Consider the following 18,149-nt stretch of genomic DNA (forward strand, 5'->3'; position numbering starts at 1 on the left):
TAACGTTACAAAGACCGCCGCTACGGCATAAATGGAAAGCGGAGCAACGAAAACGCCAAACAGGTTAACTTCAGCCAACATCAGAAACCAGCTCCAGCGTCAACCACCAGACTGTCAAACGCCAGACTGTAAGACAACTCGCCCACAACGCTCCTCAATCAAACACAACGACTCCTTCATTATGCGAGGGAGAGTCGGTTAGTGATATGGATCAAAAACTGAACCTCCTGACGAAAATGTCAACAGGATCTGTTTTCAAATCGTATGTTGTCATATAATCTATTGATATGTCAACAGTTGAGGTGTCATTGAAAATGGCTGTCCAGTATGGTGCGTCCCTTCTTCGGGAGAGCAGTTTTCATGACATGGAACTGACCTTTCATGTCATGCGGCTGTCGAGCCTGTGGCGGGCCCAGCTTGACCGTCTTCTACGCCCTGAGGGCATGACGCTCGCGACCATGCGGCCCATGGCTTATCTGATGGTGATGGGAAACGGGCTGAAGCAGAGCGATCTGGCGTCAGTCATGGGGGTGGACAGCTCGGCACTTGTTCGGGTTCTGGACCAGTTGGGACGGGAAGGGTTGATTTCCCGAGAACCCGATCCCCATGACCGACGCTCCAACCTTGTGGCGCTGACGAAAACCGGGATGGCACGATGTCGGAGGTTCCAGCAGATTGCGGCCGAACTTGAAGCCCGGCTGACTGAAGGGCTTGCCGAAGATGCCGCGGAGATGCTCCGGGATCAGCTTGGAATGATAGAAAGCAGATTTTCCCTGTCCGGTGTGTCGTCTTGCTGAAACTGCGGCTCCTTATGAAAAACCTTTTCCGTCAGATGTTTTCTTTTGACCGCAGCAGCATCCGCTGGCGGAATTTCCTTGCGACGGCGGCTTTCACGGCGCGTGTTTTCCTGTCCATCGGGATTGCGCTCTTTCTGGCGTTCATGATCCAGCTTGAATCGCCAATGAGTACGGTCACGACCGTTCTGATCGTTGCCAACCCGACTGTAGGCGCGCTGGTGTCCAAAAGTGTGTGGCGCATGACCGGAACGGTGATCGGAGCAGCACTGAGCACGGCTGTCATGGCGATGTTCGTGCAGTCCGCAGTGCTGTATTTCATGGCGCTTTCGGTCTTTGTCGGGCTGGCCTGCATGACGGCGACATGTTTGCGGTATTTCAGGGCGTATGCGGCGGTTCTGGCCGGATATACGATCGTTATCGTGGCCGTCCCGGCTTTTGCCCATCCCGAGAACATTTTCCTGTCCGCGATGATGCGGGTGTCGGACGTGGCGCTCGGAATTGTGGTGACGGCAGCCGTCTTCATGGTGACGTCGCCCCGACGGCGTCAGGGGACAATGGACGCGCTTTCGGGGGCGTTCCGCGAGACCCTGCGCCATGCTCTGGTTTTTCATGAAGGACTGGTTCGTCCTGCCGTCATACACGACGTTCAGAATGCGGAACCAGCCACTACAGATGGGGCATTCCGGACGCTGCCGCAGACTCTGTATGACGGCAGGCAGCGTCTTCTGGGGCAGCTTGCGCGTCTGGGACCGGCCATCGAATACGCGGCGACCGATAATCCGGATATTCATGCAGGGGTGCGGGGTTACAGGTTGGCGGTCAGTCGCATGACGGGGCTGGTTGCGTCCTATCATCCGTACTGGCGTAATCTGGGGATCGCGAACCCGCTCTCGGCAGATGTGCATCGCGAAATCCGCGATACACTGACCCTGATTCTTGCTTTGACGGAGAGTGCGGGATGGATCGAGCAACCGCAGAGCGTGCTCGCATGTCTGGAAGACGCGCTGGAACGGTTGGAGAGTTTGGAGCGTTCTGCTACATCGCCAGAAGCTCAGGCGTCGGTCGATAATACTCGCGATATTCTGTTTCAGTTGCGGGAAATTGTGCTGGATCTGTCCAGCCCGCGTGGCGCGCATGTCCGGGTGCGAGGCGGGCTGCATGTAGAATGGATGTCCGCGATCTATAATGGATTGCGCGGAATGCTCATCGCCTTTCTGGCCTGCATGATCTGGTACATCACCTATTTTCCGACCGGTCCGATGATGATCATGTATGTAGTGGCAGCATCGAGCCTGCTGTCGACCGTACCATCGGCTGCCCGCGCCAGTGTGCCGATGGCGATCGGGACGGCACTTTCGGTTCCGGCCTGCTGGCTGTGCCATATCGTGGCGCTGCCTCGCGTGGATGGATATCCGATGCTCTGGCTGTCGATCTGTGCCTGCATGTTGCCCGGCGTGTGGCTCCAGTTTCATCCGCGCTACGGGATTGGCGCTTTTGGCTATACGGTCTTTCTGGCCATGCAGTTGATGGTGACGAACAGCATGGTTGTGGATGACATCACGCTCATCAATACGTGGCTGGCTATTCTAATGGGCTGCGTGCTGCTTGTTCTGGTGTTCCGGGTGATCATGCCAGCTGATCAGAGGCTATATGCGTCGCGGCTTGTGCTGTCTCTGGGGCGTAGTTTGCAGAGCCTTTCAAGTCAGCCGGGTGCGAAAGTCCCGTCCTGGATGGTGTGGGAAGGGGCGCAGATCCAGAAAGTCTCGAGTCTGCTGATGCGCCTGTCTCTGGTCACGTCCCCGATTGACCGGCAGGGTTATGTCGATGGTGCGTTTGCCGCCTTGTCCCTCGGCCGTCTGCTGATCCGCCTCAGGCGCGCAGCGGAGAAGGCTGGATTGACTGCTGCCCAGACGGAAGCCCTCAACACGGCTCTTGCGTCTTTCAGAATGCTGCGTCGAAACCCGACTGGTACGGCTGCGTCCTTGAGAGAAGCTGCGCGGCTGATCGGCTCCGGCACCGACGTGGCCACAGAGTGTGTGTTCCACGTCCGTCTTGTGGCCTGTCTGGAGCAGAGCGCGCATATCATCGACAGCATTCCGGGATTTTTCCACGCGGATGGTCCGTTGAATTGCTGGTTCGATGAACGCGGGACTGTGAAGCTGGTAACGGCCCATCCGGCAGGATGACGGTCAGGAGACCGCCCGATCGCGGATGACATCCAGAGACAGGCGGGCCGATTCCAGAATATGCTGCTTTGTCAGTCGTCCAAGTTCGTCGCTGTCGCGTTTGCGGCAGGCCTGAAGGATCTGGAAATGTTCAGCGTCCGTTGCGGTTTTTCGGCCCGGGAGCTCCAGATGGGCGCGGATATAGCGGTCGAGGCGCGAGTGAAGGTCGTGGATCATGCCGTATAGTCGCGGGCGACGGGCAGCGGCATAAATGGCGCCATGAAACTCCCAGTTCAGCCGACCGGACTGGGCCATGCCGTGGCTGCCACCTGTCCCATTCACGAATGCCTCATAGGCGTCCTCGATATGGGCCAGATCAACGCGGGTGAGGGTCGTCATGGCCACTCCTGCCGCCATGCTTTCCAGCGAAGCGCGGATATCGGAATATTCCAGAATGTCCGCTTCGCTCATCCCCGTTACCACGGCGCCGCGATGAGGCAGAAAGGCTATCAGTCCCTCTGCTTCAAGCTGTTTGAGCGCCTCACGGACCGGAATGGTGGAGACGCCAAAATTGCGGGCCAGTTCGGACTGACGCAGAGGCTGCGCGTCCGTCAGTATGCCGTCCGTGATGGCACGGCGCAGGGCGTCCGCGATTTCGAGCGAGGCCGAGCCGCTTTTCGTATCAATAGGTGTGAAAATCGGGGCGGCGTCGCTCATGAGGTCGGTTATCCGGCAGTGGGGCGGTCCTCATAGCATGATCGCAACAAACGATCATGCTCGTGGGATATTATCGGCGGGATATTATCCGATCGTCATCAGGCTCGCATTGCCTCCAGCGGCCGTCGTATTGGTGCTGACGACTTTTTCCTGAAGCACCCATTCGGGCCGGATCGGGCTTTTTGCGTCGAGCATGTAAAGCTGCACGACCATGCCCGAGCGCGACAGGGCCGTGCGGGCCTGTTCGGCCATCTGCCGTTCTTCGAAAGATGCGAAGATCGTCCGGCATCCTGCGGCGCGCCCGCCCTGCGTGCGGCGGATATGCAAAGCAAGGGCATGCGGCAGGTCGGAGACCCAGTCCGAGGCCACATTGGGGCCCTGAACGAAAGCCGTATTTCCGCCACTCAGGGCGAGGCCTACAGCGCGAAGCATGGTCTCCCGGTCACTGGCGACGCACAGGACAGCACCGCGCGGCAGAAGCTGGTAGAGATTGGTCTCTCCGACGGGGCCGGGAAGCTCGCGCGTGGCGCCGCACAGGCCGTGCTGCATGCTTTCCGCGATCTTCTGATAAAGCGGAAAACTGCTCTGCATCATCCAGGACAGGAACTGCCGGGCAGGCTCAGGCAGCTCTTGTTTTTCCCAACCGATATGGGACGGGGTGGTGCGCATCAGGCGGCGCAGGATTAGTGGACCACCGGCTTTTGGCCCCGTTCCGGACAGTTTTTCGCCACCGAAGGGCTGGCTGCCGACAACCGCGCCGACCATGTTGCGATTGACATAAAGGTTTCCGGCCTCGATGCGGGACGTGACATGCGCCATACGGCTTTCGATCCGGGTGTGGAGGCCGAATGTCAGACCATAGCCGGACTGGTTGATGGCGTTGAGAAGGGCTTCGAAGCCGCTGGATTCAAACCGCAGGACGTGGAGCACCGGCCCGAAAACCTCACCCTTCAGGTCTGCCAGACTGTCGATTTCGATGATCGTCGGTGCGATGAAGGTGCCATTTTCTGCACCTTCCGGCAGCGGAAGGGACCAGACGGCGCGGCCCTGCGTGCGGGCTTCATCAATATAGGTCTGAATGCCCGAGCGGGCCTCTGCGGAGATGACGGGGCCGATATCGGTATGCAGTTCTGCGGGGTTGCCGACCCTCAGTTCTTCGACCGCACCGCGCAGCATTGTCATGACGCGATCGGCACAGTCCTCCTGCACGCACAGGACGCGCAGGGCGGAGCAGCGCTGGCCTGCGCTGTCGAATGCCGAGACCAGCACATCCGCCACGACCTGTTCAGTCAGGGCAGAACTGTCCACGATCATGGCGTTCTGTCCGCCCGTTTCAGCGATGAACGGAACGGGCTGCCCGTCCACTCCGGTACGGTCGGCCAGGGTTTTGGCGATCAGACCCGCAACGGCGGTGGAGCCGGTGAACATCACACCGGAAATCCGGGCGTCAGCCACCAGGGCCGCACCGGTTTCGCCCGCGCCGGGAACGAGGCGCAGTGCGTTTTCCGGAACTCCGGCTTCCCGCAGGAGGGCGACAGCCCGCAGGGCGATGAAGGGAGTTTCCTCGGCCGGTTTGGCGACGACTGTGTTGCCAGCTGCGAGGGCTGCGGCGACCTGTCCAAGGAAGATGGCAAGCGGGAAGTTCCAAGGGCTGATACAGGCGACGACACCGAGCGGCGCACTGCTGCCTGTCCGGACGATGTCCTGAGCCTGTGCGGCATAATAACGCAGGAAATCCGCGGCCTCGCGGACTTCGGAAAGCGCATTGGCGTAGGATTTGCCAGCTTCACGGACCAGAAGGGCGATCAGGTCTTTCTGGTGCTGCTCCAGAAGATCAGCCGCACGGTCGAGCTTTGCGCTACGTTCGTCAGCGGGAAGAGCAGCCCATGCCGGCATCTCGCTTTCTGCAAAGTCGATGGCCTTGCGAACATCGGCCTCGTTTCCGAAACGGACAGTGCCGATCCGGTCGGAATGGCTGGCGGGGTTTCGGATATCCTGCGCTTCGCCCGAACAGGATGTGTCCTGCAAAGCCTGCTCGGCAGACACGCGGACGGCCTCGGACAAAGCAGCGATGGTGTGTTCGTCGGTCAGGTCCAGCCCGCGCGAATTGGTCCGCTCGGGTTCGAACAGGTCTTTCGGAAGGGCAATGGCCGGATGAGAGGCACCCGGCGGATGGACGGCCTTGGCCAGTGCGACCGGGTCTTCGATCAGGCTTTCGATCGGTAGGCTCTCATCACCGATCTGGTTGACGAAGGAAGAGTTTGCGCCGTTTTCCAGCAGACGGCGCACCAGATAGGCCAGCAGCGTTTCATGCGAGCCGACAGGGGCATAGACGCGGCACGGGCGGTTGAGCTTCTGCGGCCCGACGACTTCGTTATAGAGCGTCTCACCCATGCCGTGCAGGCACTGGAACTCGTAGTCACCAATCTGGAAGTTCAAACCCGCCAGCGTATAGATGGTGGCCAGCGTACGGGCGTTGTGGGTGGCAAACTGCGGAAAAATCACGTCGCGGGCGGCGAGAAGTTTTTTGGCGCCAGCGATATAGCTGACATCGGTGTAGCATTTGCGCGTGTAGACGGGGAAATCCGTCTGGCCTTCGACCTGCGCCTTCTTGATTTCGCTGTCCCAGTAAGCACCTTTCACCAGCCGGATCATGAGGCGGTGTCCGCTGCGGCGTCCGAGGTCGATCAGATAGTCCAGAACCTTCGGGGCGCGGCGCCCATAAGCCTGCACCACGATCCCGATGCCGTTCCAGCCGTCCAGTTCGGGGCAGTGACACAGGTTTTCGATCAGGTCGAGCGAGAGGTCAAGACGTTCGCTTTCTTCCGCGTCGATATTGATGCCGATGTCATAGCGGCGGGCTTGGATGACGAGATCTTTGAGGGTCTGGCCCAATTCTTCAAGAACACGCTCGCGCTGGGCGAAGGCATAGCGTGGGTGAAGAGCGGAGAGTTTGATGGAAATGCCCGCTTTTTCATAGACATTCGCACCACGGGCAGTCTGGCCGATGACATCGATAGCGCGTTCGTAGTCGTGGCGGTAGCGTAGGGCGTCGGCTTCCGTCATCGCGGCTTCACCGAGCATGTCGTAAGAGTATTTGAAGCCGCGTTCTTCGGGTTCTGCGCTGACCTTGCGCGCGTCCTCGATGGTTTCCCCAATGACGAACTGTTCGCCCATCATCCGCATGGCGATGTCGAGCGCACGGCGGACCAGTGGCTGGCCGCCCCGTCCGACGAGACGGAACAGCGTGGCGGCCAGTCCTTCATCGGTGTCGTTGGTCAGCTTGCCGGTCAGCATCAGCCCCCACGAGGCCGCATTTACGAAAATGGTCTTTTTGCCCCCCATGTGAGACAGCCAGTCCCCCGTTCCGATCCGGTCGCGGATCAGGGCGTCGCGTGTGGCGGCGTCGGGAATACGCAGGAGTGCTTCCGCCAGACACATCAGGGACACGCCCTCGGCGGAGGAAAGTGAGAACTCCTGCACGAGAGCCTCGACACCGCCCGGACGACGCTGCGTTCGCAGAGTGCGGGTGAGGTGTCGGGCGACGTCGAACGTGTTTTGCTGTTCCGTCTCGGTCAGTGTGGCCTGTTCGATCAGGGGGAGGATGCAGTCCGCTTCTGGCCTGCGCATGTCTGCTGCAATGGCCTGACGGAGGGGGGAGCGGACAGGATAGGACGGCACAACAGAGGACATGGACTCAGCCTTGGGCAGAACACTCGGTCTAAGCTCTATAATCATATACGATCATGAAGAAAATATATGAAATGAGAGTTCGAATCATTTTTGTATCGTATCTGAAACCTGTCTTTCTTTTCCTCCGAACCGTTCGTGCCATGTATGCAGGGATGTGGCGCCGGGGAGCGGTCCCGCCTCGTACACACCACGGGCGATGGCGCGCGCCGTGACCTGTGTGGCGGCGTGGAGGATTTCCGTCCATTCCTGTGGACTGGGCGATGGCTTTGCGCGTGTCGAAACCCCGATTATGGCGTCTCCGTCCAGAGGCAGATGGGCTGGGAAAACGCCTCTTGCCACGCCATCCTGTGCCAGAATGGCCAGGCGTTTGGCCTGTGTTTTGGTGAGGGTTGCGTCCGTCGCGATAAGGCCGATCGTGGTGCCGGTGACGGAGGCCCATTTGGAGCGCAGGCGCAGGTCTTCGGACGTGAGATGTGCGGGCATGCCCAGACCGCCGAATTCATGTCCCCGCTCGAAAGGGGCGCTCCAGAAATGAGGGCCATCGCCGATCGTGGCTGTCCCGACGGCATTGACCGCGACCAGAGCGGCGACGCGGTGCCCTGCCGGGGTTATGGTGCTTGCCGAACCGAGGCCGCCGCGAAGTGTGGCAGTTGTAGCGCCTGTTCCTGCGCCCGCGGTGCCCAGTCTGAAACAGCCATGACGGGCGTTTTCGGCAGCCTGATGCCCCATGTCGGCATACGGGGAGTAGCGGCCCCAGGACGTCCGACCGCCTGCTGGCAGATCGTAAAGACTGGCCTGTACGACGATGGGGACTCGGATCGTGCTTGGGGGAAGAGGCGCATTGCCAAACTGTTCCCGCAGCCATGCCTGAACCCCCGTCGTGGCATCCAGACCGTAAGTGGAGCCGCCTGACAGAACGACCGCATGGATACGTTCGACCAGATTTTCGGGTTCCAGCAGTGCGGTTTCCCTCAGCGCCGGAGCGCCCCCCAGAAAGCTGCCGGAGGCCGTGACCGGACTGTCGAACAGGATGACCGTGACCCCCGTGCGCAGGTTCAGATCTTCACTATGGCCCACGCGGATTCCGGGGATGTCGGTGAGCAGGTTCAGGCTGGTCATGCGGCCTCGTCGGTCAGAAGGAGTTTTCGAGCAGCGCCCGCGTCTCGGGTTGGGTCGGAGCATTCAGGACGGTGGAGGCCGGTCCGGATTCTACAATCCGTCCCTGTTCCAGAACGGCGATATGGTGCGACATATGGCGGATGACAGCCAGATCGTGGCTGACAAAAACATAGGCCAGTTCGTGTTTTTGTTGCAGATCCAGCAGAAGGTTCAGGACGATGGCCTGTGTCGAGACGTCCAGCGCCGAGACGGCTTCGTCCGCGATGATGACGGAGGGACGCGTGATCAGGGCGCGGGCAATCGCAATGCGTTGTCTCTGGCCGCCGGAGAAGGCTTTGGGATAGCGGTCTGCGCTTTCGGCGGAGAGGCCGACTTCGGCGAGAGCCTTCAGAATGCGGGCTTCGCGGTCTGGGGCAGGGTCAAGGGCCTCCCCGACGATCTCGCGGACCCTCTGGCGTGGGTCGAGGGCGCCGTAAGGGTCCTGAAAAATCATCTGGACGGCAGGACGGATCTTTTTCCGTACGGCGCGGGAAGCTGTCGCGAAATCCTGTCCTTGATACAGGATCTGTCCATCATCTGGAGGGACAAGGCCGCTGAGGAGGCGACAGAGCGTTGATTTTCCGCTGCCGGACGCGCCGATGATTCCGAGCGTCTGGCCAGGCAGGACATTGAGGCTGATGGCGTGCAGGATTCGTCTTCCGGACTGTTCGAACGTCACATTCCGGGCCTGAAGGATCGGGGTCATACTGGTACCGTATAAACGGGCAGGCGGCTCAGGGGCGTATGGGCCGCGCCATGCAGAGACATGGCGAGGAGGGCCTGCGTATAGGGATGGGCGGGGGCGTCGAATATGGAGGCAGTCGGACCCTGTTCCACGCAGATCCCATCTTTCAGCACCAGAACGTGATCCGCATGATGGCGGACCAGACCCAGATCGTGAGAAATCATCAGGACGGCCATGCGGTGCGTTTTTGTGTGTGAATGTACGAGGGCCATCACGTCTGCACGGGTGCGGGCATCGAGAGCTGTGGTGAATTCATCAGCGATCAGAAGGGCGGGTTTGCAGGCCAGTGCCATGGCCAGAAGAGCGCGCTGTCTCTGTCCTCCCGAAAGCTGATGGGGATAGGCGCGTTCGCTCACGCCCGCTTTTAAAAGGCCAACCTGCTCCATGAGAGCGAGGGTTTGATCGCGGATTTCGGAACGTGTGAGTGTTGTATGAAGCCGGAGGGTGTCGGCGATCTGTGCGCCGATCCTTCGCGTGGGGTTGAGCGCGGACATGGGTTCCTGAAAGACCATGCCGAGCGTTTTTCCACGGATCTGGCACCATTGAGGTTCCGTAAGCGTCAGAAGGTTTTCATCGTTCAGACGGATTTCTCCGTGAGGCTGGAATCCGGCTGGCAGCAGCCCCATGAGGCTCAGGGCCAGTGTGGATTTCCCCGAACCTGACTCGCCGATAACGGCAAGGATTTTTCCCGCTTCAAGAGTAAAGGAAAGGGTGTGAAGGATGGGACGGGCTAGGCTGTGAACACTCAGATCCCGGACCTGAAGAAGGGAGGTCATGGCGCGCGCTCCTGTAGCGGGGCATCCAGCGCATCGCGCAAGCCGTCACCGGCAATGTTGAACCCCAGAACAAGCAGCATGATTGTCAGACCCGGCACGGCGACCAGAAGCGGATGATCGAAAATATGGATCTGGTAAGCGGCCAGCGCCCTGCCCAGATCCGGTCGGGGTGGCGGCGCGCCCAGCCCCAGATAGGACAATCCCGCGTCGGAAAGAACAGCGAGTGCGAGCGAGGATGTTGCCTGAACCGTCAGAAGCGGAAGGATGTTTGGAAGGACGTGCCGTCGCAGAATGGAAACGGTGCCCCGTCCGGCTAGACGGGAGGCTGCGATATAGTCCTGAATCAGAATGGTGCGTGCAGCCTGCCGGGTGATGCGGATCTGGGCGGGAAGGCCGAACAGGGCGATGGCGAGGATTTCACCCGTGGCCGAAGCTCCGAGCGCCGTGACTAGAAGAGCGGCGGTCAGAACGGGCGGAAACGCCAGCCCCAGATCGGCCAGACCCATGATGACTTTGGGTGGTCTCCCAGCTGCCATCAGCCCCAGTGCCGTTCCCGCAACTGTGGAGAGGCAGACGGCCATTGCCGCGATCAGGACGCTGTTGAATGCTCCCGAAAGCACGAAGGTCAGAAGATCCCGACCGAAGGGATCGGTTCCAAGCGGGTGTAACAGGGAGGGACGTGCATAGCGGTGCATGACGTCGATGGCCGGAGCACGGGCACCCGTGAGCAGGGCCGTGACGAATGCAGGAAGCAGAACGATGCCGAGCAACGCGCTGCCAGTCCAGAGTGTCGAGTTGGCGCGCGTGTTCATGGGCGTTCTTCCCCAAGGCGTGGGTCCAGAAAACGCACCAGCGCGGCGAGCAGAAAACCGAGGATCATGACGGCGGTGACGATCAGCATGACGAGGTTTTGCACGACGGGCAGATCGCGCTGGTTGACGGCTTCCAGCAGAAGTTTTCCGCAGCCGGGCAGGCTGAACACGCTTTCGACGATGATGCTGCCCGTTATGAGAACAGGAAGCTGAATCCCGGCCAGTGTCAGAACCGGAATCAGGGCGTTGGGCAACGCAACGCGCCACAGGACGCCAGAGCGGCTGTAGCCTTGGGCGCGGGCCGTGCGGATGAAATCCTGCGACAGGGTTTCGATCAGGGAGGAGCGCATGAAACGTGCGGTGATGGCGGCCTGCGGGACGGCGAGTGCGACGGCCGGAAGGATGAGCGCTCTCAGGCCGGTGAAAAATCCATGACCCCAACCCGGAAAACCGCTGGCTGGCAGCCAGCGAAGGGTCAGGGAAAACAGGAACGTCATCATCATCGCCAGCCAGAAATCGGGAATGGACTTCAAAAGCTGAAGCATCGCCATAAGGCCCATATCGGGCATTTTCCCCCGGTTTGCAGCGGCGGTCATGCCAAGCGGGATGCCTGCGCCGAGCGAGAGCATCATGGCCAGCAGGATCAGGGGCAGAGTGCTTTGCAGGCGCTCGCCGATCAGGCCGCTCACGGGGACATCGTAGATGTAGCTGCGGCCCAGATTGCCGCGCATCAAATCGCCAACCCAGTGTGCGTATCGTGCGGGCAGGGTGGTATCCAGCCCGAGCTGATGATGCAGGGCAGCAAGGCTTTCGGGGCTTGCGTCCAGTCCGAGCATGACGGAGGCGGGGTCGCCTGGGAGGAGGTTCATGGCTGCGAAAATCACAAGACTTGCAACGATCAGCAGCAGAAGCCGCTGAAAGGCCAGAGACAGGACGTTCATTCCCGTCATGGCTCCCAGAAGACGCCACCCAGCGGGCAGCCTGCGATGGGTTGGTTGGTCCACAGACCCTTGAGGTGGCGGTTCAAGACGGTCTCACGGGGGATCGAGAACAGGAAGACGTTCGGCTCGTCGAGCGCGAGCTGAGCCTGCATCCGGGTGGAAAGCTCATGCCGCAAAGCAGAGTCTGCCGTGGCCTCGTACCGTTGAAGAAGGTCGTGAAAGACGGGGCTGTGATAGTGAAAATAGACCGGTGTGCGGTCATAGATTGCGATGTCGTGTGGCTCCGTATGCGCGATGACGGTCATGTCGAAGGCGCCCTGTCCGTAAATCTGGCTGAGCCATGCGGGCCATTCCACAGGCTGCAGCGTAACGTTCAGCCCAATCTGTTCCAGATAGGCGGCGATGAGTTCGCTGCTGTCGCGTGCATAGCCGATGGGCGGAAACGCCAGCGTCAGATGCAGGCCGGGCGCAATGCCTGCGTCCTTCAGAAGCGCGCGGGCATGGTCGGGGTCGTAAGGATAACGGTCGGGCAGGGGGACGTAATCGGGATCATCCGGCGCCATGTGCGATTGCAGGAGCGTCGCGTCACCCTCCGCCACGGCCTGAATCAGCGCCCTGCGGTCAATGGCCTGCGCGATGGCCTGTCGGACGCGCAGATCGTTGAACGGGCGGCGGGCATTGTTGAGGGCGAGAATGGCCTTGAAGGGAAAACTTCCCCGGACGACTTCAAGCTGCGGGTTGCTGGTAAAACGGCTCAGGATTTCACGGGATGGGAAAGACGGATAGGCATCCAGTTCTCCGGCCAGAAGCGCGTTGCTGGCCGAAAGCGGGTCGGGCATGAAGCGGAAGGTGACGGAACGCAGAGCGGGTCTGACACCCCAATATTCCGGATTGCGGTTCAGCGTCAGGTGATCACCGCGTTGCCATTCGCCAAAGATGAAAGGCCCGGTGCCGACGGGGTGACTGATGTTCTGCGCTACGGAGGCTGGCGAAAGGATGGCGGCGTCGTTCCATGCCAACTGGTACAGGAAACTGCCATAGGGGCGCTGAAGACGAACCTGGACGTGCAGGCTGTCGGGGCACGAAATATCGGCAATCTGCTTGAAAGTGCTTCTGTCCGGGTTGGTACTGCCTGAGGCTCCGGCGCGGAGAAGTGAAAATTTTACAGCCTCACAGGTCAAAAGCGTTCCGTCATGAAAATGCACATTTTCATGGAGTGCGAAATCGTAGGTTAAGCCGTCCGGCGAAACGCTCCAGTCCCGAGCGAGGAGGGGTTTGATTGTTCCCTGTTCATCCAGACGAACTAGTCCTTCATAGATATTGTCGTAGGTCACCATTCCGATGGCTTCACTGGAACCGCGTGTAGGGTCGAGACCCGGTGGTTCAATGGCCAGACCGATTGAGAGCGTATCCCGCTCCTCGGCAGCCTTGGCACATGCCGTAAGGCTCATTGCCAGAAGTGGCAGAATGGTCAGCAGGGTTTTCAATCAGGCGCTCCGCGAACTTGCAGCCTCAGGGCGCAGGGACACGGAAAATAGGGCGTTCGCCGTCTGAGTGAAAGGGGGGCTTTCAGGGATGAGGAATTGTGCTGTCGATCCGGGAGGCAAGCTGCTCCACGAGCTCACGCGTCAGGGCGACTTTGCCTGCATCTGTCGTTACGGAGCCCTGTGCCGTGAAAGAGCCCCGGTTGCGCAGGATGGCGCGATGAGTGTCCGAGGGGACCAGCGCCCAATCGGCCTGTAGGGCTCCTTGGCCGCTGCTGTCGAGATCAAGCCGGTTGATGTTAACGGCAAGCCGGAGTGCTGGGGTTTCGGCCAATGGTTGTGTGGTCACGATATAATGGGGCCAGTCCTGCCCCAGACGGGCCGCCAGAAGGTCCGTCACGCCTTGCGACAGGCGGCTTCCCCAGCGTCCGTTAGGGCTGCGGTCAAGTTGATCCCCATGGCGGGTCATGATGTCCTGATTGTCCAGATAATCCGGCAGGGCAACGCGCGCGACGTTCAGGACCGGGGCTGTGGCAGGAAGGGCCGTGTTGCCGGTCTGAGAAATGGCTGGGGCGCCAAGCGTATAGAACTGCACCGGCGGAGCGGCACAGCCCGACAACAGAGCCAGCGTCAGAAGGGCGAACGGTGCAGCAGATCGTGTCATGAGCCGTGTCACGGGGGTGTTCTCCGGAAAAATCGGGGGAAGGCGGGTGGTGCGGCTCACTGCCGACGTCCCGTGAGCAGGAGCTGCGGGTTATGTTCGACATCTGTGGCAAACCCGCGCAGGGCCGAGGCGGCCGCTGCGATATCGCGCAGGCTGGCTTCGAGATTGGTCCGGTCTGCAGAGCGCGGGGAGGTCATATTTTCCAGATTGGCGAGACTTTTTGTGGCCTGTTGAACTGCTTCATTGCTGCTCTGGAGCACCGCGCGCAGTTCACGCCCGCGCGCATCAAGCTGCGTCGTTCCCTCATTGGCCAGACGATCCACGCTCAGAAGGGTGCGTGTTATGGCAGGCTCGAACTCTGTGATGGCCTTGCGGGTCGCATCGACCATGTCGCGGCTGTGGTCCGAGGTTTCGTGGATGCTCTGGATCAGGGCAGGCAGATCCTTGTCGAGCTTGTCCGAAAGCTGACGGACCGAGGCCAGAGTGGCATCGGCGTTCTCACCAATCTGTTTCAGGGGCAGGTCCTGCAGACTCTGTGTCATGGCGGCTATGGTGGACTGTTTGGTCGGAATTTCTGTAATGCGGGCGATGTCGGGGTGAAAAACCGCAGGTGTTGAAGGAGAGAAATCCAGATCAATTTCGGATGTGCCCGTCACGAAGCTCTTGAGGTTCATCTCGCCGCGCAGCCCCTGCTTGATCAGCTCTTGCAGGTTGGGAAGGTGGCGGGTGCTGTTGGTCAGGATGATGTCGTCTGGTCGCATCGTGACATAGACCGGGATGTAGGCGTCTTTCGTCGCGGGGTTGTATTCAATGACGACGCGGTCCACTGCGCCCACCTGAACGCCGCGGAATGTGACGGGAGAGCCCACGGCCAGACCCGATGAGGCGCCGTGGAACACCAGAACGGCTTTCGTCGTTCGGGCGAAAGGATGGAAATTGCCGAACAGGACGAACGCTGCAACGAGCAGACCTGTCCCGCCAAGGACGAAAGCACCGACAAGAGCCTGCCTGTTCATCACGTATTTCCTTCTTCGTCGTCGCGTTCGCGGTGCATGAAGGCATGCACCTGTGGGTCCGTACAATTGTCGCGCAGATCTCTGGGGGAGCCGTGTGCGATGGGAATTTTGGTTTTGGCATCCAGAAAGATGCCGTCATCGGCGATATGGAACAGGCTCGACAGCTCATGGCTGACGATGACGATTGTGGCACCGAGGCCGTCCCGCAGGTTTAGGATCAGGTCGTCGAGGCGGGCAGATGTGATCGGATCGAGACCGGCGGAGGGTTCATCGAAAAACAGGATGTCCGGATCGAGGGCGAGGGCACGGGCCAGACCGGCGCGCTTGCGCATGCCGCCGCTGATTTCCGACGGATAAAGATCAATCGCCTGCAACATGCCGACAAAACCCAGCTTGAGTTCCACGAGGCGACGGATGACGGGGGGCTTGAGGTCCGTGAACATCTGTAAAGGCAATGCGATGTTCTCGCCGATGGTCATGGAGCTCCACAATGCGCCGCTTTGGAACAGGACGCCGAAACGATGGTTCAGATCGGTGCGGTGGGCGTCGGTGCCAGCCCAGTAGTTTTCGTTGCCGACATGGTATTCGCCGACAGAAGGGCGCAGAAGGCCGATCATGCTTTTGAGCAGCGTGCTTTTACCACAACCTGAACCGCCCATGACGGCAAAGATGCTGCCTTTGCGCACATCGAGCGAGATGTTCTTCTGGATGATCTTCGGACCGAAAGAAAGTGTGACGTCACGCAGGGACAGGACGGTCTGGTCAGGCATGTCGGTCAGATCCCCAGAACATCTGCAATGACGGCGAAGATTGCATCAATGGCGATGACGCCGACAATGCCGACGACGACGGCGCGGGTAGCAGCGATGCCCACATCCGCAGCCGAACGCCCGGCTTTGAGGCCAATGCGGCAGCTTGTCAGGCCGATGAAGGCACCGAAAACGATGCTTTTGACAAAACCGAAGATGAACTGGCCGATTCCGAAGGATGTGACTGTTTGATGGAAGTAGCCTGCTGCCGTGATGTCGAGCATCGAAATGGAGACGACGAAGCCCCCCAGCATGCCGATAAGACATCCGTACAGGTAAAGGAACGGGATCGTGATGATGAGGGACAGGACAGCGGGCAGGATCAGATAGGTCGAGGGTTGAATGCCGAAGACATTCAGTGCGTCGATTTCTTCATTGCCCTGCATGGTGGAAATGCGCGCGGCATAGGCGCCGCCCGTGCGTCCGGCCATGATGATGGCGGTCATGACGGCGGCCATTTCACGCACCATTGCAATTCCGACCAGACTGGCTACGTAAACTCCGGCCGCGAATTTCTGCAGTTCGACAGCTCCAACAAATGCCAGAATTGCGCCAATCAGGAAATTGACGATACCGACGATCAGCAGGGCATAGGGGCCGGCATCGCTGGTGTTGGCCAGAAGATCGCTCAGGCGCATCCGGCTTCGGCCGAGAATGGTCTGAACGGCACCTTTGGCTGTCAGTGCCGCGAGTTCGGAGACAACACCCACTTCCGTCATCGAGGCGATGGCATGGCCACCAACGGCTTCCAGAAGGGGCCTGTGGGGTTGCTTGTGGTGGACAGGCTCGTCCGGGGCTTCGGGTAGAAGCTCCAGAAGCTGACGCATCGGGCCCGGCAGTGTCTGCATGTCCAGACTGATGCCAGCATTATGGGCAACGCGCTTAAGATCCCATAGGAACGCGATCAGTCCCGTGTCCCACGCCTGAATCCCAGAGGTCTGAAAAGACAGATGTCCATCGGGAGTTTTGGGGAGGCCATCTTTTGGAAAGACCGGAATCGCGCCGGTTCTGGCCTGCCACGTTCCGCTCAGCACCATGAAGAGGGTGTTCTGTTCGTTTTCAAGACGCCATTGCGGGGCATTGTCCTGTGCGTTGGAACGCGGCCCTATGTCGGTGTTGTCTGTCATGGACTTTGCATTTCCGGTCCTGACATTCCCTGGCTTTGCATAAAGAATGGAAAATCTGGTGAGAGATAAAACTTGAACGATGCGGACCGATCAAAATGTGCGATGTGGCAGAGAACGATCTCCGGTAAGACCTTATCGATTGCAGGAGAAAGATCAATGCTCCTGTTAAGCGACAATGGGTAAGTGTTTTTTTCTGGTTATTTCTGTGGTTTGACTGGAATGAAACCTGCGTGTTGTCAGGATATTTCTGATAGAATCATCTGCTAGCGACTTGGAATTTGAAGACCTGTATGGCCAGCCAGCTTTCCCTGATTGTTCCTTTCTACAATGAAGAGGCCGCGATCGGTCACTTTGTGAAGAGTATCCTGCCGGTTATCGACGGCATTGCCGAGACGGACTGGGAGATTGTCTGTGTGGATGATGGCAGTAGTGACGCGACCTTGCGGGAACTGGTTCGTCTTTCGGAAACCGACCGGCGGTTTCGGGTGCTTGAACTCTCCCGTAATTTCGGCAAGGAAGCCGCGCTGACGGCTGGCCTTGATGCGGCGACGGGAGATGCTGTCATTATCATTGATGCGGATCTTCAGGATCCGCCTGATGTCATCCCCCAGATGGTGCAGGCCTGGCGGGAAGGGGCGGAAGTCGTGCTGGGCAAGCGGGTTGATCGGTCCAGCGACAGCATGCTCAAACGCAAAACCGCCGCATGGTTTTATTCGCTGCATAACCGGCTTGCTCATATCCGGATTCCGGAAAATGTGGGTGATTTTCGCCTGATGGACAGGTGTGTGGTTGAAGCCTTGGGGCGGCTGCCCGAGCGCCAGCGGTTCATGAAAGGACTGTTTGCGTGGGTTGGCTTTCGAACAGTCACTATTGATTATGTCCGCGCACCCCGGGCTGCGGGAACGACGAAATTTTCAGGTTATTCGCTTTGGAATTTTGCCCTTGAAGGTTTCACCAGCTTTTCTTCCGCTCCAATTCGACTATGGACCTATCTGGGAACAATCGGTGCTTTTCTGGCTATTCTTTATGCAATTTTCATCGTGTTTCGCACGATATTCTGGGGAAATTCCGTGCCGGGCTATGCGTCCCTGTTCGTAGCCATCATTTTTTTCAGCAGCGTTCAGATCATCAGTATCGGTATGCTGGGAGAATATATCGGCCGCATCTATATGGAGACGAAACAGCGGCCGATTTATGTCCTGCGTCGGAAATACTGAGCAGCAAGACCGGGCATGATGATGCCCG

The 18,149-nt window shown here is 59.5% G+C and carries 15 protein-coding genes; 3 read left to right on the forward strand and 12 right to left on the reverse strand.

All coding sequences use genetic code 11. The annotated features are described in order from the left end of the window. Positions 1-314 precede the first annotated feature (314 nt). Both JK213_RS13985 and JK213_RS13990 read left to right on the forward strand, forming a co-directional pair. Positions 315-797, forward strand: a complete 483-nt coding sequence (locus JK213_RS13985; RefSeq protein WP_194262916.1) for a MarR family winged helix-turn-helix transcriptional regulator — start codon at positions 315-317, stop codon at positions 795-797. A 14-nt stretch (positions 798-811) separates the two neighbouring features. Continuing rightward, on the forward strand, positions 812-2,983 hold the full coding sequence (locus JK213_RS13990; protein ID WP_194262915.1) for an FUSC family protein: 2,172 nt from the start codon (positions 812-814) through the stop codon (positions 2,981-2,983). A 3-nt stretch (positions 2,984-2,986) separates the two neighbouring features. On the opposite strand, the gene JK213_RS13995 is transcribed toward JK213_RS13990, so the two are convergent. From JK213_RS13995 to JK213_RS14050, 12 genes are all read right to left on the reverse strand, one after another. Beyond that, the gene (locus JK213_RS13995; RefSeq protein WP_194262914.1) at positions 2,987-3,679 is read right to left on the reverse strand and encodes a GntR family transcriptional regulator; all 693 of its coding nucleotides are present in this window, start codon (positions 3,677-3,679) and stop codon (positions 2,987-2,989) included. Between the two features lie 84 nt (positions 3,680-3,763). Next, positions 3,764-7,372 (reverse strand): bifunctional proline dehydrogenase/L-glutamate gamma-semialdehyde dehydrogenase PutA, encoded by a 3,609-nt coding sequence (gene putA, locus JK213_RS14000; protein WP_194262913.1) that lies wholly within the window; start codon positions 7,370-7,372, stop codon positions 3,764-3,766. 84 nt (positions 7,373-7,456) lie between these two features. Beyond that, positions 7,457-8,491 (reverse strand): P1 family peptidase, encoded by a 1,035-nt coding sequence (locus tag JK213_RS14005; RefSeq protein WP_194262912.1) that lies wholly within the window; start codon positions 8,489-8,491, stop codon positions 7,457-7,459. 13 nt (positions 8,492-8,504) lie between these two features. Further along, positions 8,505-9,236, reverse strand: a complete 732-nt coding sequence (locus tag JK213_RS14010) for an ATP-binding cassette domain-containing protein (RefSeq protein ID WP_194262911.1) — start codon at positions 9,234-9,236, stop codon at positions 8,505-8,507. Further along, entirely contained in the window at positions 9,233-10,051 is an 819-nt protein-coding gene (locus tag JK213_RS14015) for an ABC transporter ATP-binding protein (protein ID WP_194262910.1), read from the reverse strand. Before JK213_RS14015 ends, JK213_RS14010 begins: the two co-directional genes overlap by 4 nt. Further along, positions 10,048-10,863 (reverse strand): ABC transporter permease, encoded by an 816-nt coding sequence (locus JK213_RS14020; RefSeq protein ID WP_194262909.1) that lies wholly within the window; start codon positions 10,861-10,863, stop codon positions 10,048-10,050. Before JK213_RS14020 ends, JK213_RS14015 begins: the two co-directional genes overlap by 4 nt. Further along, positions 10,860-11,813 (reverse strand): ABC transporter permease, encoded by a 954-nt coding sequence (locus tag JK213_RS14025; protein WP_194262908.1) that lies wholly within the window; start codon positions 11,811-11,813, stop codon positions 10,860-10,862. Before JK213_RS14025 ends, JK213_RS14020 begins: the two co-directional genes overlap by 4 nt. Then, positions 11,810-13,291: an ABC transporter substrate-binding protein gene (locus tag JK213_RS14030; RefSeq protein ID WP_228125569.1), complete on the reverse strand. Its 1,482-nt coding sequence runs from the start codon at positions 13,289-13,291 to the stop codon at positions 11,810-11,812. The genes JK213_RS14025 and JK213_RS14030 overlap by 4 nt, the downstream gene beginning before the upstream one ends. An 82-nt stretch (positions 13,292-13,373) precedes the next feature. Next, the gene (locus JK213_RS14035; RefSeq protein WP_349291800.1) at positions 13,374-14,012 is read right to left on the reverse strand and encodes a PqiC family protein; all 639 of its coding nucleotides are present in this window, start codon (positions 14,010-14,012) and stop codon (positions 13,374-13,376) included. After that, a complete protein-coding gene (locus tag JK213_RS14040; RefSeq protein WP_194262907.1) occupies positions 14,009-14,968 on the reverse strand; it encodes an MlaD family protein in 960 nt (319 codons plus the stop codon). Before JK213_RS14040 ends, JK213_RS14035 begins: the two co-directional genes overlap by 4 nt. Continuing rightward, positions 14,968-15,738, reverse strand: a complete 771-nt coding sequence (locus tag JK213_RS14045) for an ABC transporter ATP-binding protein (RefSeq protein ID WP_194262906.1) — start codon at positions 15,736-15,738, stop codon at positions 14,968-14,970. Before JK213_RS14045 ends, JK213_RS14040 begins: the two co-directional genes overlap by 1 nt. Before the next feature lie 5 nt (positions 15,739-15,743). Further along, on the reverse strand, positions 15,744-16,904 hold the full coding sequence (locus tag JK213_RS14050) for an ABC transporter permease (RefSeq protein WP_194262905.1): 1,161 nt from the start codon (positions 16,902-16,904) through the stop codon (positions 15,744-15,746). Positions 16,905-17,194: 290 nt separating this feature from the next. Here JK213_RS14050 and JK213_RS14055 point away from each other — a divergent pair, with 290 nt between their 5' ends. Next, entirely contained in the window at positions 17,195-18,121 is a 927-nt protein-coding gene (locus JK213_RS14055) for a glycosyltransferase family 2 protein (protein WP_194262904.1), read from the forward strand. The last annotated feature ends 28 nt before the right edge of the window (positions 18,122-18,149 follow it).

The organism is Gluconobacter sp. Dm-44, assembly GCF_018256175.1.
Lineage (GTDB): Bacteria > Pseudomonadota > Alphaproteobacteria > Acetobacterales > Acetobacteraceae > Gluconobacter > Gluconobacter cadivus.

Coding starts and splice junctions, on each gene's coding strand:
- JK213_RS14015 (WP_194262910.1), bottom strand. CDS start 10,051: ATGACCTCCCTTCTTCAGGTCCGGGATCTGAGTGTTCACAGCCTAGCC.
- JK213_RS14010 (WP_194262911.1), bottom strand. CDS start 9,236: ATGACCCCGATCCTTCAGGCCCGGAATGTGACGTTCGAACAGTCCGGA.
- JK213_RS13995 (WP_194262914.1), bottom strand. CDS start 3,679: ATGAGCGACGCCGCCCCGATTTTCACACCTATTGATACGAAAAGCGGC.
- putA (WP_194262913.1), bottom strand. CDS start 7,372: ATGTCCTCTGTTGTGCCGTCCTATCCTGTCCGCTCCCCCCTCCGTCAG.
- JK213_RS14020 (WP_194262909.1), bottom strand. CDS start 10,863: ATGAACACGCGCGCCAACTCGACACTCTGGACTGGCAGCGCGTTGCTC.
- JK213_RS14050 (WP_194262905.1), bottom strand. CDS start 16,904: ATGACAGACAACACCGACATAGGGCCGCGTTCCAACGCACAGGACAAT.
- JK213_RS13990 (WP_194262915.1), top strand. CDS start 812: ATGAAAAACCTTTTCCGTCAGATGTTTTCTTTTGACCGCAGCAGCATC.
- JK213_RS13985 (WP_194262916.1), top strand. CDS start 315: ATGGCTGTCCAGTATGGTGCGTCCCTTCTTCGGGAGAGCAGTTTTCAT.
- JK213_RS14025 (WP_194262908.1), bottom strand. CDS start 11,813: ATGACGGGAATGAACGTCCTGTCTCTGGCCTTTCAGCGGCTTCTGCTG.
- JK213_RS14040 (WP_194262907.1), bottom strand. CDS start 14,968: ATGAACAGGCAGGCTCTTGTCGGTGCTTTCGTCCTTGGCGGGACAGGT.
- JK213_RS14045 (WP_194262906.1), bottom strand. CDS start 15,738: ATGCCTGACCAGACCGTCCTGTCCCTGCGTGACGTCACACTTTCTTTC.
- JK213_RS14005 (WP_194262912.1), bottom strand. CDS start 8,491: ATGACCAGCCTGAACCTGCTCACCGACATCCCCGGAATCCGCGTGGGC.
- JK213_RS14055 (WP_194262904.1), top strand. CDS start 17,195: ATGGCCAGCCAGCTTTCCCTGATTGTTCCTTTCTACAATGAAGAGGCC.